The organism is Billgrantia antri (genome assembly GCF_019430905.1).
Lineage (GTDB): Bacteria > Pseudomonadota > Gammaproteobacteria > Pseudomonadales > Halomonadaceae > Halomonas > Halomonas antri.
In genome coordinates this window covers 1-12,211 of sequence record NZ_JAHYCA010000008.1, presented here as the reverse complement: position 1 = coordinate 12,211, position 12,211 = coordinate 1, and the positions used below count along the sequence as shown (strand labels likewise).

The window sequence follows — 12,211 nt, the reverse complement described above, 5'->3', positions numbered from 1 at the left end:
AGTGGCTTGCCCGCCCGGATGCCGCCTCCGGCCTTGCCGGGCCCTTACCATGCGACGCGCACCTGCGCCAGAGAGAGTCCGACATGTCCGAGCGAATCGCCACGGTAACCCGTGACACCAAGGAGACCCAGATCACGGTCACCGTGAACCTCGATGGCGAGGGGCGGCTGAACTGCGAGACCGGCGTGCCCTTCCTCGATCACATGCTGGATCAGGTGGCACGCCACGGCCTGATCGACCTGGACATCAAGGCGGTGGGCGACCTGCACATCGACGATCATCACACCGTCGAGGACCTCGGCATCACCCTCGGCCAGGCCTTTGACCAGGCGGTGGGCGACAAGCGCGGCATTCGCCGCTACGGCCACGCCTACGTGCCGCTGGACGAGGCACTGTCGCGCGTCGTGGTCGACTTCTCGGGTCGTCCCGGGCTGTTCATGGACGTCGAGTTCACCCGCGCCACGATCGGCCGCCTCGATACCCAGCTGTTCTGGGAGTTTTTCCAGGGTTTCGTCAATCATGCCAGGGTCACGCTGCACATCGACAACCTGAAGGGCTTCAACGCCCACCATCAGGCGGAAACCATTTTCAAGGCCTTCGGCCGCGCACTGCGCATGGCCGTGGAGCCCGACCCGCGCATGGCCGGGCAGATGCCGTCCACCAAGGGCTGCCTGTAGCGCAGACGACCGAACCAGAAAGGAGCCTCCATGACCATTGCCGTCATCGACTACGGAATGGGCAATCTGCACTCGGTTGCCAAGGCGCTGGAACACGTCACCCACGAGCACGTGGTCATTACTCGCGATGCACGCCGCATCCAGGGCGCTACCCGCCTGGTGCTGCCCGGCCAGGGGGCAATCCGCGACTGCATGGGCGAACTCGAGAAGACCGAACTGCGCGGGCTCGTCGAGGAACTGCTGGCCAGGCAGAGCAAGCCCCTGCTGGGCATCTGCGTGGGTCAGCAGATGCTGCTCGACCACAGCGAGGAGAGCGGCGGGATCCCCTGCCTGGGCTTTCTGGCCGGCGAGGTGAAGCGCTTTCCCACCAACATGACCGATGACCACGGGCAGCGCCTCAAGGTACCCCACATGGGCTGGAACCTGGTGCACCAGCACCACGAACACCCGCTATGGCAAGGCATCGACCAGGACGAGCACTTCTACTTCGTGCACAGCTACTATGTGGCGGCAGAGGAAGACGCCTGCGTGTTCGGCACCACCCGCTACGGGCATGTCGACGCCCACGTCGCCGTGGGTCGCGACGCTACCTTCGCCGTGCAGTTCCACCCCGAGAAGAGTTCACGGGCCGGCCTCAAGCTGCTGGAAAACTTCGTCACCTGGGCGCCTTGAAGCTTCACCAGGCCATCCAGGCGTACCCGACGGTACGCTTGCGGTCAGGCCGCCCGACAACCCGGCGCCCCGCGTGCGCCCGAGAGGACACGACATGCTGGTAATACCCGCCATCGATCTCAAGGACGGCAAGTGCGTCCGCCTCAAGCAGGGGCGGATGGATGATGCCACCACCTACGGCGACGATCCGGTGGCCATGGCGGCCCGCTGGGTCGAGGCCGGCGCACGCCGGCTGCACCTGGTCGATCTCAATGGCGCCTTTGAGGGCAGGCCCGTCAACGGCGAGGCGGTCACCGCCATTGCCCGCCGCTGGCCCGAACTCCCGATCCAGATCGGCGGCGGCATTCGCAGCGCGGAAACCATCGAGCACTACCTCGCTGCCGGCGTCTCCTATGTGATCATCGGCACCAAGGCGGTCAAGGAGCCGGCCTTCGTCGGCGAGATGTGTCGCGCTTTTCCCGGTCACGTGATCGTCGGCCTCGATGCCCGTGACGGCTATGTCGCCACCGACGGCTGGGCCGAGGTCTCCACGGTCAAGGCTACCGAGTTGGCCCGACGCTTCGCCGACGATGGCGTTTCCAGCATCGTCTATACCGACATCGCCCGCGACGGGATGTTGAACGGCGTCAACGTCGAGGCCACCGCCGAGCTGGCCCGCGAGGGCGGCCTGCCGGTCATCGCCTCGGGCGGCGTGACCAACCTCGACGACCTGCGCGCGCTGGTGGCGGCGAGAGAGCCGGGCATTCTCGGCGCCATCACCGGCCGCGCCATCTACGAAGGCAGCCTCGACGTGGCCGAAGGCCAGACGCTGTGCGACGAACTGACTGCAGGGCTCGACCGAGCCGGGAGCTGAATCATGGGACTGGCCAAACGCATCATTCCCTGTCTCGACGTCGACGCCGGCCGCGTGGTCAAGGGCGTCAATTTCATCGGCATCCGCGATGCCGGCGACCCGGTGGAAATCGCCCAGCGCTACAACCTGCAAGGGGCCGACGAGATCACCTTCCTCGACATCACGGCTAGCCACGAGGATCGCGACACCACGGTGGAAATGGTCGAGCGCATCGCCGGCGAGGTATTCATTCCGCTGACCGTGGGCGGTGGCATCCGCACTTGCGACGATATCCGCACCATGCTCAACGCCGGTGCCGACAAGGTCTCGATCAATACCGCCGCGGTGACCAACCCCGACTTCGTGCGCGAGGCCGCCGAACGCTTCGGCAGCCAGTGCATCGTCGTGGCCATTGACGCCAAGCGAGTCTCGGCGGAAGGCGAGACTCCGCGCTGGGAGATATTTACCCACGGCGGGCGCCGCCCCACCGGGCTGGACGCGGTCGAATGGGCGAAGAAAATGGTCGAATACGGCGCCGGCGAACTGCTGCTGACCAGCATGGACCGTGACGGCACCAAGGCCGGCTTCGACCTGGGCGTGACGCGGGCCATCAGCGACGCGGTGACGGTGCCGGTGATCGCCTCCGGCGGCGTCGGCAACCTCGACCACCTGGTCGACGGCGTGCGGGAAGGCGGTGCCGATGCGGTACTCGCCGCCAGTATCTTCCATTTCGGCGAGTACACCATCCCCGAGGCCAAGCGCTACATGGCCGAGCGCGGTATCGAAATGCGCCTTTGAAGTGGCGCCCGGGAGCAAGGAAGGGAGGCATTCAGGGATGAGCGAGAGGCGGCGCGTCGGACTGCTGGGGCTGGCTCTGGCCCTGCTGGTTGCTCCCGCCTCGCAGGCACGGCAGGAGCCCATCTGGCCGCCGGTGCCCGATCTCGAGCACGTGCTGGTGCAGACCAGCCTCTATACACGTCATTTCGATCCGCAGCCCGACCATAACAACCAGCAGGAGCTGATCGGGATCGAGCTGCACAACTCGCAGCGCTGGCTGGCCGGTGGTGCGCGATTCCTGAGTTCCTTCGACCAGGAGGCTTTTTACCTTTATGTCGGCCGCGAGTTCCCCCTTTGGGAACCGACCGACAATGTCACTGTGCGTGCCAAGCTGAGCGCCGGACTGCTGCATGGCTACCGTGGTGAATATCAGGACAACATACCCTTCAATCGCTATGGCACGGCCCCGGCAGCGCTGCCCAGCGTAGGGCTCCGCTGGGGACGTTTCGAGACCGATCTGATCGTATTCGGCGCTGCCGGCGCCATGGTCATCGGCGGCGTTCGCTTTTAGCGCACCAGACCGCCCCCGGTCGGCCTCGCTCCCCTAGTCCAGGGTGAGGCCAAGGTTGCTAACGCCATCGTTGCGCCCCAGTCGGCGCAGCGCCTTCAATGCGTCGCGGTCGAGATCGCCTTCCACCGCTTCCAGCACGGCATCCTGAAAATCGTTCTCGTCCGCCATGAGGGGGTGCTCACGGACGAGTTTCGCCAATTTGCTGGCGTCCTCCTCGCCCTCGGTCAGCTCGATGTAAGCGCGTACACCGGCCTTGGAGATGCGGCTCACCTCGAGCACGGCATCAGCGGACTCGCCACGCAACGTATCGAGCAACGAGGTCAGCGCCACCACCACCTCCACGGCGCGTCTCCCGCCGAAACTGTCATCATCGGAAGGCGGCTCGAGTTCGGCCAGCTTCTCGGCCTGGCGCTCGAAGTCGATGCGCGCCTCGCGCACGGCGAGCTGTTCCCACACCAGATCGAGCACCGCTTTCAGGCCGGCCGGGTTGCCATCCCCCGTCATCTGCACATAAAGGGCATAGTTGGGCAGCATTCGCTCGCACAGCGCCGCCATGAAGGCCTGCTGCTGACGTGGTGGGAGAGCCTGGAGCCGCTCATGGAAACCCCCTTTGGGCTGACTCATGGTTTATCCTCGTGAATTGACGGTCCAGATGAAGGGTGGCGACACTCGTCTGGTCATGGCCACAGCGCTTCGGCAGGCACTCGCCCCCGTGCATCGAACAGCACGCCCTCGGCGACCAGCCTTTGGCGCTGCTCGATGGCTCCGGGATGTTCGGCCAGCCGACGCGACGCGGTGATCACCCGAAACCAGGGCAGATCGTGGTCCTCGGGGAGTTCACGCAGTGCCCGGGCTACCAGGCGTGGCGTGCCGCCCTCGGTCATGGCGGCAATACGTCCGTAAGTGGTCACCCGCCCGGGCGGAATGGCAGCCAGAATGGTCAGTATCTGTTCGCGCAGTACCGGTTTCATGTACGCTGCCGCTCCCCTGATTGCGTGTCACTCCTGAATGGCGAGGTTTCCATGCACCTGCATCTGCTTCAACACAGCCCGCATCACGGCCCGGGACGGATCGCCGACTGGCTGACCAGCATGGGGCACAGCCATACCGTCTTCCACCTCCATGCGGGGGAAGCACCGCCCAGCCTGACCGATGGTGATGCACTGATCCTGCTCGACGGCCCCATGGATATACTCGACGACGCACGATATCCCTGGCTCAAGCGTGAGCGCAAGCTGATCGCCAAGGCGCTGGACGGCAACAAGCCGCTGCTCGGCATCGGCATGGGCGCCAGGATGATTGCCGCCGAGCTCGGTGCCACGGTAGGCCGCGGCACCTTCGCCGAGGTCGGCTGGCACGAGGTGACCCTGGCCCCCGAGAGCCCTTTCGATCTGCCGGAGCGATTCACCGCTTTCATGTGGCATCGCGATGTCTTCGCCCTGCCCGACGACGCCTTGCCGCTCGGCGGCAGCCTGGGCAGCCCGGTGCAAGGCTTCGCCTGGGATGCCGGGCGCGCCTTGGGGCTGCTGTGTCATTTCGAAGTGACCCAAGCCAGCGTCAGCGAACTGCTGGCGCACGACGAGCCGCCGGAAGGCAGCGAGGCCAGCCCCCACGCGCAACCCACCGAAAGCATTCTCGCCGACGGACGGCGTTTCGACCGCCTGGCCCCGCTGCTCGACCGTCTGCTTAGCCAGTGGATGCGTAGCGCGGCGGCTTGATTCCAAGTCAGGCTGGCTGAGGCCGTCCGCTGGACTGGCGTGCGGCCTCTTGCGCCCACGAGCGAGCCGCCTCCAGGCAGCTGTCCCAGTCGCCCACGTGCAGGAAGCGGCCAGGATCGCGCTTTTCCAACTGGTAGCGGTACATGGGGTCATAGTATTCGGTGAGCAGCGGTGCCAGCCAGGCCTCGTGCGCCTGGCGATTGCCGCGTTCGTGTTCACGGAAGGCAAGCTGCTGCAGCCGCTGCAGGCGTGCCAGCCGCGCATGACCCAGGCGCTTCTTCAGCCTCGCCAGCGCACTCGAGAGCTGCTTGCGCATCAGCGTCCAGCCCAGCCATTCGCCGAACTGCTGGCGATATATCGCCCACAGGTCGTCGATATAGTCCTTGTGGATCTGCGCCAGACGCCAATCGAGCGGCATTTCCACCCGAACCCTGGGGGCAAGCTCCATGGCTCGCCAGAACGCGAGCGGCACATTGGCGGCACCGATATGGCGCGACTCGTCCTCCACCACCAGCGGTCCCGGCAGCGACAGCAGGCGCAGCCCCATGGCATGCTCGAAGTCGATCTGGCTCGGCGCCGGAAGAGGATGCCGGCCAAAGGCAGAGCCCTTGTGCCGGGCGCAGCCCTCGAGATCGAGCCCATTGGATAGCGCCTGGATCAGTGCCGTCTTGGCACAGCCGGTAAGCCCGCCCACCACCAGCAGCGGCTGCTCGGCCGCCGCGTCGATGCGCCAGCATAGCGCTTGACGCATCGCCTTCCAGCCGCCGCGGATGCGTGGACGCTCGACACCGGCATCGGCCAGCCACTGCTGGGCGATCTGCGAGCGCAGCCCACCACGATAGCAGTAGATGATCGCATTGGGATGCGCCTCGACCAGGCGCTGCCAAGCCGCGATGCGTGCCTCTCGAATACCGCCGCTGACCAGCCGTTGGCCCAGCTCGATTGCCGCCTGCTGACCGCGCTGTTTGTACTCGATACCCACCAGACGACGCTCCTCGTCGTCCATCAGCGGCAGGTTCACCGCACCGGGCAGGCTGCCCTGAGCAAACTCCACCGGCGCGCGTACGTCGACCAGTACCCGCTCCTGGCGAAGCAGGGAAAGATCGGGCTCGATCAGCGGCAGCTTCACCCACGCACCTCGATCAGCGCCTGGCCCTCGGCCTTGACAATCTCGCCGAATGGCACCAGCTCGATGCCATGCTCGCGGCCGATGCGCTCGACATCGTCCTCCCACGAGGGGTGTACCGAAAGCAGCAGACCACCGGAGGTCTGTGGATCGCACAGCCACTGCCAGTGCGGCTCGTCCATGTCCTTCAGGGCAGCGCCCAGGGCGTTGCGGTTGCGATGGGTGCCGCCGGGCACTGCGCCGCGGCGACGGTAGGCCTCGGCCTCGGCCAATCGCGGCAGGCGACGAAAGTCGATGCGCGCCGCCACACCGCTGGCCTGGCATACCTCGGTGAGATGCCCCGCCAACCCGAAGCCGGTCACGTCGGTCATGGCGTGCACCCCCTTCACCTTGGCCAGCGCCATGCCGATCTGATTGGGCTTGAGCATGGTCTCGCGGGCCAGGGTCTGATGGCCGGATTCCAGCAGGCCCTGCTTCTCGGCAGTAGTCAGGAAGCCGACGCCCAGCGGCTTGGTCAAAAACAACAGGTCACCTACCTGGGCGCCCTTGTTGAGCTTCAGGTGCTCCAGGTCGACCAGACCGTTGACCGCCAGGCCGAAGATCGGCTCCGGCGCATCGATGGAGTGCCCGCCGGCCAGCGCCAGGCCCAGCTCGCGGCATACGCCCTGGGCACCCGCCACCACGTCGCCGGCGATTTCCGGCCCCAACTTGTCCAGCGGCCAGCCGAGGATGCCGAGTGCCAGCACTGGCCTGCCACCCATGGCGTAGACGTCGCTGATGGCATTGGTTGCGGCGATGCGGCCGAAGTCGAAGGGATCGTCGACGATGGGCATGAAAAAATCGGTGGTGGCGATCATGCCACGCCCATCTCCCAGGTCGTACACGGCTGCATCTTCACGGCCCTGGTTGCCCACGATCAGTCGCGAGTGGGTGGCTCCGGGCCCGGCCTTGGCCAGGATGCCGTCGAGTACGTCGGGTGCAATCTTGCAACCACAGCCGGCACCATGGCTGTATTGGGTCAGGCGAATCGCGCTCATCTCGTTCTCCTTGGCAATCGTTTGGTCATTCTATCGCAGTGAGAGGTCCTTTCTCACAGCGCCTCGAGGGCATCGGCCAGCTTGTCCACCGCCACGACCTCCATGCCCTCGGGAGGGCGCTTCGGCGCATTGGCACGCGGCACGATGGCACGGGTAAAGCCGTGCTTGGCGGCTTCGACGATGCGCTCCTGGCCGCTGGGCACGGGGCGGATCTCGCCGGACAGCCCCACCTCACCGAAGGCCACCAGCTCGCGGGGCAAGGGACGATTCTGCAGGCTGGACACCACCGCCAGCAGCACGGCCAGGTCGGCGCTGGTCTCGAGCACCTTGACCCCGCCGACCACGTTGAGGAAGACGTCCTGGTCACCGGTGAACAGTCCGCCGTGGCGATGCAGCACCGCCAGCAGCATGGCCAGGCGATTCTGATCGAGACCCACGGCCACCCGTCGCGGATTGCCCAGCGCCGACTCGTCGAGCAACGCCTGCACCTCCACCAGCAGCGGTCGCGTGCCCTCCCACACCACCATCACCAGGCTGCCCGGTGCCTGCTCTTCGCTACGCGAGAGAAAGATGGCACTGGGATTCTTCACCTCCTTGAGGCCATGCTCGAGCATGGCGAACACGCCCAGCTCGTTGACCGCACCGAAGCGGTTCTTCTGTCCACGTAGGGTGCGGAAGCGCGAGTCGGCGCCGCCTTCGAGCAGCAGCGAGGCATCGATCATATGCTCCAATACCTTGGGCCCGGCCAGGGTGCCGTCCTTGGTCACGTGCCCCACCAGCAGCAGCACGGTATTGGACTGCTTGGCAAAACGCGTCAACACCGCAGCGGACTCACGTACTTGGGCCACGCCGCCGGGAGCCGAGGCGATGTCCTCGAGGTGCATGGTCTGGATCGAGTCGATGATCAGTATCTCGGGCCGCTCACGCTCGGCGACCGCCAGTACCGTCTCGACGCTGGTTTCGGCCAGCATCTTCAACCCCTGGGTAGGCAGCTGCAATCGATGTGCCCGCATCGCCACTTGGGAAAGTGACTCCTCGCCAGTGACATAAAGCACCTTGCGCGCCTGGGCCAGCTTGCAGGCGGTCTGCAGCAGCAGCGTCGACTTGCCGGCCCCGGGATGCCCCCCAAGCAGCACCGCAGACCCCGGCACCAGGCCGCCGCCCAGCACCCGGTCGAACTCACCGAACGTCGAAGAGAGTCGTGGCACCTCGGTGAGGTCGACGCTGCCCAGGTCGACGACCTCCTTCGACAGCGTGCCGGCATAGCCGGCGCGCCCGGCACCACTCGAGGCCGCAGCCCCAGGGCGGGGGGCAGCGAGCCTCACCTCGCTCAGGGTATTCCACTCCAGGCAGCTCGAGCACTGCCCCTGCCACTTGCGATACTCCGCCCCGCACTCGGTACAGACGAAGGCGCTCTTCGCTTTGGCCATGCTGGCCTCTCTCCGGCTTCTATGTGCGCTCATTCTAACAGGACGGCCAGATACGCGAAGGCGGCCCGCAGGCCGCCTTCGCTACAGCTCGAGCCCGTCGTTACTGGCGCTGCAGCTGCAGGGCTTCGTTGTTCTGGAAGCGACGACGCTGAGGATCGATCAGCTCCAGGGTCTGATCGTCGACGCGCAGGAAGTAGTAGATCTGTCCTTCGCCATCCGGCGTCAGCTCGTATACGGTGGCATCGGGGTCGACCGCCGTGCCGCTGAGCACTTCCCAGTTGCCGGCATACTCTTCGTCGGGCGGTTCCTGAGGATGCTCCTGATAACTGGCGCGCAAGTCGAAGGTACGCTCCTCCGGTGCTGCCTGCTCGTCACCTCGAAGCGTCACGTTCAGGTCGATGCCCGCGCAGTTACGGCAGGGCAGGGTACCTTGATAAACGACTTCGGCATCATCCATTGCCATGTCGGCACGGTCATCAGCCGGGCCGGCCGCACAGCCGGCCAGGAAGGCCAGCATGGCCGAGCCAGCCAGCAGGGTCCTTACTTGCATTTGCTCACTCCTAAAACCGATGGGTTTCCGTTATGTCAGCGTATGTCACAGCATAACCCCTCATGGCGCTGGCAGACAGTCTCGTCTGTTCCTGCCCGGCATATCGCCTCTAGACCCCCGGGTGAACGTACATGAATACCATTGCCAGCACGAAGGGCATCACCACCAGGCTAGCCAGGTTACCGATCAGCACGAGGGAGGCCACCTTGTGCGGCTCCTGCCGATACTGCTCGGCTACCAGATAGTTGAGCACGGCGGGAGGGAGTGCAGCAAATACCCATAGAGCCGCCGCCTGCAACCCCGTCAGGTCCAGCCACAATACCATGGGGACGGCCAGAACCAGGCCCGAGAGCGGGCACAGCACGGCCCCCAGCAGACCGGTCCTCCAGTCGCCGAAGTCGATATCGAGCATGCGCACGCCAAGCGCGAACAGCATCAGCGGGATACACACCCCACCCAGCATGTGCATTGCCTCGAGAAGCCAGCCGGGCAGCGGCACACCCCCCAGGTTGACGCCCAGCCCGGCCAGGCTGGCCAGGACAATCGGCATCCGCAACAAGCGCCATAGCGGCGTGCGCGGGCTGAGCATGTAAAGGCCCACCGAAAAGTGCAGCAGCATCTCGACAATGAATACCACTACCGCAGCAGGCAGCGCCGCCTCACCAAAGGCAAGCACCAGCAGAGGGATGCCCATGTTGCCGGAATTGTTGAACATCATCGGCGGCAGGAAGGTCTTGGGCTCGAGCTTGAGGATTCTGACCAGCGGCAACAGCACCAGGCCCGAGCCCAGCACCACGACGGCCGCTCCCAACGCCAGACCCGCATACTCCGCCAGCGGAGCCTGCTGGTCCGCCAGCACCGCGAACACCAGCATGGGAACGAAGATTTCCATGTTGAGAGTGTTCAGGCTACGTATGTCCGGGGTACGAAAACGGCCGTAGAGAGTGCCGCAGCCGGCTATCAGGAATACCGGCAGCAGCGTGGCAATGATCTGGGCAGTCATGTATGGGGTTCCAGCCTCCTGGCGAAAGCGCCTAGGCTAGCACGCTGGCGGCTTGCGCGGTCAGGCTGCAGCGGTCAACATGGCCTAAAGTTCCGTCCAATGAGAAACGAGACACCATGAGCCAGTTCTGGAGCCCGGCGGTGCGCGAGTTGACGCCTTATGTCCCAGGCGAGCAGCCACGCGAAAAGCTGATCAAGCTCAACACCAACGAGAACCCCTACCCGCCGGCCCCCGGCGTCGAGGCAGTACTGCGCGAGTATCCGGTCGACCACTTGCGCCTCTATCCCGATCCGCAGTCGCTGGCTTTGCGCCACGCACTTGCTCGGGAGCATGGGGTGGAAACGGAGCAGGTATTCGTTGGCAACGGCTCCGACGAGGTGCTGGCCTTGGCCTTTCAGGCCTTCTTCTGCCACGACCGCCCACTCGAGATGCCCGAGATCACCTATAGCTTCTATCCGGTCTACTGCAAGCTGTATGGCGTCGAGCGTCGCGCTCTGCCGCTGGACCAGCACTGGCGGGTCGATCTCGATGCTTTCACACCCGGCAGCGGCGGCGCCATTTTCGCCAATCCCAATGCCCCCACGGCACACGGCCACCCGCGCGAGGCCATCGCCGCGCTGCTCGACCGACTGACGAACCAGGTCGTGCTGGTCGATGAGGCCTATGTCGATTTCGGTGGTGAAAGCACCGTGCCGCTCGTTGATCGCTACCCCAACCTGCTGGTGACGGGCACCTTCTCCAAATCACGTAGCCTGGCCGGCCTGCGGCTGGGTTACGCCATCGGTCCGCGCGAGCTGATCGAGGGACTCGAACGAGTCAAGGACTCCTTCAACTCCTACCCCATCGACAGCCTGGCCAGTGCACTCGGGACCGCTTCACTGGAAGACCGCGAACACTTCGACGCATGTCGCGAGCGCGTCATTACCACCCGTGAGCGTACAGCTCGTCGCCTCACGGAGCTCGGTTTCGAGGTGCTTCCCTCTCAGGCCAACTTCGTTCTCGCTCGCCACCCGCAGCACGATGCTGCACAGCTCTTCGTAGGCCTTCGCGAACGGGGCATCCTGGTGCGTCACTTCAATACCGAGGCGCTGCGTGATTTTCTGCGCATCACGATCGGTACCGACGACGAAATGGATAGCCTCATCGAAGCCTTCGAGCTGCTTTGCCGCTGAATCATGGCTGACGGACGTCTGCATGGCGTCCGCCCCATTTCGAGGTGCCGTGATGACCACGAATCCCCTCCCTCTATCGGGGTTCCACCATGTCGCCCTGATCACGGCCGACTATCCGCGTGCCAAGCGCTTCTATCTTGAGGTGCTGGGTGCAGAGATCGTCAGCGAGACCTTTCGCACCGAGCGCGACAGCCACAAGCTGGACCTGCGCCTGCCGGGCGGCATCCAACTGGAGCTCTTCTCCTTTCCCGATCCGCCGGCACGCCCCAGCTACCCCGAAGCCTGCGGTTGGCGCCACCTTGCCCTGGCCACCAGCGACCTGGATACCTGCGTGAGCATGCTCAAGGCGCGCGGTGCACGGCCCGAGCCCATTCGTACCGACGCCTCGACGGGGGCGCGCTTCACTTTCCTGAGCGACCCTGACGGAGCTCCTATTGAGCTGTACGAACAAAACTAACAGGTAATGAAAAACCCCGAGCACTAGCGTACTCGGGGTTTTGGAAGAGATGGTGCCTGACGATGTTTCGGGCCGTCCGGAGGGCGGTGCTCCGCTACTCTCCAGGACAGGCCCTAAACGACGAAACCCCGACCAGTTGGCCGGGGTTTCTGAAGAGATGCCTGACGATGACCTACTCTCGCATGGGGA

General features: G+C 65.1%; 15 protein-coding genes. 8 read left to right on the top strand and 7 right to left on the bottom strand.

The genetic code is table 11. From position 1 onward, the window contains the following. Nucleotides 1-83 precede the first annotated feature (83 nt). The 5 genes from hisB to KPL81_RS18695 all read left to right on the top strand — a co-directional run bounded on the left by hisB (nt 84) and on the right by KPL81_RS18695 (nt 3,529). Nucleotides 84-677, top strand: a complete 594-nt coding sequence (gene hisB / locus KPL81_RS18715; protein WP_209474534.1) for an imidazoleglycerol-phosphate dehydratase HisB — start codon at nt 84-86, stop codon at nt 675-677. 30 nt (nt 678-707) lie between these two features. After that, nucleotides 708-1,349, top strand: coding sequence for an imidazole glycerol phosphate synthase subunit HisH (gene hisH, locus KPL81_RS18710; protein ID WP_219793430.1), 642 nt, complete (start codon nt 708-710; stop codon nt 1,347-1,349). A gap of 94 nt (nt 1,350-1,443) precedes the next feature. Next, complete coding sequence (gene hisA, locus KPL81_RS18705) at nt 1,444-2,202, top strand: 1-(5-phosphoribosyl)-5-[(5-phosphoribosylamino)methylideneamino]imidazole-4-carboxamide isomerase (RefSeq protein ID WP_209474538.1); 759 nt, start codon at nt 1,444-1,446, stop codon at nt 2,200-2,202. A 3-nt stretch (nt 2,203-2,205) separates the two neighbouring features. Further along, a complete protein-coding gene (gene hisF, locus KPL81_RS18700) occupies nt 2,206-2,979 on the top strand; it encodes an imidazole glycerol phosphate synthase subunit HisF (protein ID WP_209474540.1) in 774 nt (257 codons plus the stop codon). Nucleotides 2,980-3,016: 37 nt separating this feature from the next. Then, on the top strand, nt 3,017-3,529 hold the full coding sequence (locus tag KPL81_RS18695; RefSeq protein ID WP_219793429.1) for a hypothetical protein: 513 nt from the start codon (nt 3,017-3,019) through the stop codon (nt 3,527-3,529). A 33-nt stretch (nt 3,530-3,562) separates the two neighbouring features. On the opposite strand, the gene KPL81_RS18690 is transcribed toward KPL81_RS18695, so the two are convergent. Together KPL81_RS18690 and KPL81_RS18685 are read right to left on the bottom strand one after the other, a co-directional pair. Then, complete coding sequence (locus KPL81_RS18690; protein WP_209474544.1) at nt 3,563-4,153, bottom strand: YjaG family protein; 591 nt, start codon at nt 4,151-4,153, stop codon at nt 3,563-3,565. Between the two features lie 53 nt (nt 4,154-4,206). Then, nucleotides 4,207-4,500 carry an MGMT family protein gene (locus KPL81_RS18685; RefSeq protein WP_209474546.1) on the bottom strand — a complete coding sequence of 98 codons (294 nt, stop codon included), beginning with the start codon at nt 4,498-4,500 and terminating at the stop codon, nt 4,207-4,209. 51 nt (nt 4,501-4,551) lie between these two features. Here KPL81_RS18685 and KPL81_RS18680 point away from each other — a divergent pair, with 51 nt between their 5' ends. Next, nucleotides 4,552-5,247, top strand: coding sequence for a type 1 glutamine amidotransferase (locus KPL81_RS18680; RefSeq protein ID WP_219793428.1), 696 nt, complete (start codon nt 4,552-4,554; stop codon nt 5,245-5,247). A 7-nt stretch (nt 5,248-5,254) separates the two neighbouring features. Here KPL81_RS18680 and mnmH read toward each other — a convergent pair whose 3' ends face one another. From mnmH to KPL81_RS18655, 5 genes are all read right to left on the bottom strand, one after another. Further along, nucleotides 5,255-6,376, bottom strand: coding sequence for a tRNA 2-selenouridine(34) synthase MnmH (mnmH, locus tag KPL81_RS18675; protein ID WP_219793427.1), 1,122 nt, complete (start codon nt 6,374-6,376; stop codon nt 5,255-5,257). Then, nucleotides 6,373-7,410 (bottom strand): selenide, water dikinase SelD, encoded by a 1,038-nt coding sequence (selD, locus tag KPL81_RS18670; protein ID WP_219793426.1) that lies wholly within the window; start codon nt 7,408-7,410, stop codon nt 6,373-6,375. The genes mnmH and selD overlap by 4 nt, the downstream gene beginning before the upstream one ends. A 53-nt stretch (nt 7,411-7,463) precedes the next feature. Next, nucleotides 7,464-8,840 (bottom strand): DNA repair protein RadA, encoded by a 1,377-nt coding sequence (gene radA / locus KPL81_RS18665; RefSeq protein WP_209474554.1) that lies wholly within the window; start codon nt 8,838-8,840, stop codon nt 7,464-7,466. Between the two features lie 100 nt (nt 8,841-8,940). Continuing rightward, on the bottom strand, nt 8,941-9,390 hold the full coding sequence (locus tag KPL81_RS18660; protein ID WP_209474555.1) for a copper resistance protein NlpE N-terminal domain-containing protein: 450 nt from the start codon (nt 9,388-9,390) through the stop codon (nt 8,941-8,943). Between the two features lie 109 nt (nt 9,391-9,499). Further along, nucleotides 9,500-10,393, bottom strand: coding sequence for an AEC family transporter (locus KPL81_RS18655; protein WP_219793425.1), 894 nt, complete (start codon nt 10,391-10,393; stop codon nt 9,500-9,502). 116 nt (nt 10,394-10,509) lie between these two features. On the opposite strand from KPL81_RS18655, the gene hisC reads away from it, so the two are divergent. Together hisC and gloA2 are read left to right on the top strand one after the other, a co-directional pair. Continuing rightward, entirely contained in the window at nt 10,510-11,565 is a 1,056-nt protein-coding gene (gene hisC / locus KPL81_RS18650) for a histidinol-phosphate transaminase (RefSeq protein ID WP_219793424.1), read from the top strand. Nucleotides 11,566-11,617: 52 nt separating this feature from the next. Continuing rightward, nucleotides 11,618-12,022 (top strand): SMU1112c/YaeR family gloxylase I-like metalloprotein, encoded by a 405-nt coding sequence (gloA2, locus tag KPL81_RS18645; protein ID WP_219793423.1) that lies wholly within the window; start codon nt 11,618-11,620, stop codon nt 12,020-12,022. The last annotated feature ends 189 nt before the right edge of the window (nt 12,023-12,211 follow it).

Bases quoted from the DNA above. Each gene is read 5' to 3' on its own strand.
- KPL81_RS18695 (WP_219793429.1), top strand. From the start codon at position 3,017: ATGAGCGAGAGGCGGCGCGTCGGACTGCTGGGGCTGGCTCTGGCCCTG.
- KPL81_RS18685 (WP_209474546.1), bottom strand. From the start codon at position 4,500: ATGAAACCGGTACTGCGCGAACAGATACTGACCATTCTGGCTGCCATT.
- hisA (WP_209474538.1), top strand. From the start codon at position 1,444: ATGCTGGTAATACCCGCCATCGATCTCAAGGACGGCAAGTGCGTCCGC.
- KPL81_RS18660 (WP_209474555.1), bottom strand. From the start codon at position 9,390: ATGCAAGTAAGGACCCTGCTGGCTGGCTCGGCCATGCTGGCCTTCCTG.
- hisC (WP_219793424.1), top strand. From the start codon at position 10,510: ATGAGCCAGTTCTGGAGCCCGGCGGTGCGCGAGTTGACGCCTTATGTC.
- selD (WP_219793426.1), bottom strand. From the start codon at position 7,410: ATGAGCGCGATTCGCCTGACCCAATACAGCCATGGTGCCGGCTGTGGT.
- KPL81_RS18680 (WP_219793428.1), top strand. From the start codon at position 4,552: ATGCACCTGCATCTGCTTCAACACAGCCCGCATCACGGCCCGGGACGG.
- KPL81_RS18655 (WP_219793425.1), bottom strand. From the start codon at position 10,393: ATGACTGCCCAGATCATTGCCACGCTGCTGCCGGTATTCCTGATAGCC.
- hisH (WP_219793430.1), top strand. From the start codon at position 708: ATGACCATTGCCGTCATCGACTACGGAATGGGCAATCTGCACTCGGTT.
- gloA2 (WP_219793423.1), top strand. From the start codon at position 11,618: ATGACCACGAATCCCCTCCCTCTATCGGGGTTCCACCATGTCGCCCTG.
- hisF (WP_209474540.1), top strand. From the start codon at position 2,206: ATGGGACTGGCCAAACGCATCATTCCCTGTCTCGACGTCGACGCCGGC.
- KPL81_RS18690 (WP_209474544.1), bottom strand. From the start codon at position 4,153: ATGAGTCAGCCCAAAGGGGGTTTCCATGAGCGGCTCCAGGCTCTCCCA.
- radA (WP_209474554.1), bottom strand. From the start codon at position 8,840: ATGGCCAAAGCGAAGAGCGCCTTCGTCTGTACCGAGTGCGGGGCGGAG.
- hisB (WP_209474534.1), top strand. From the start codon at position 84: ATGTCCGAGCGAATCGCCACGGTAACCCGTGACACCAAGGAGACCCAG.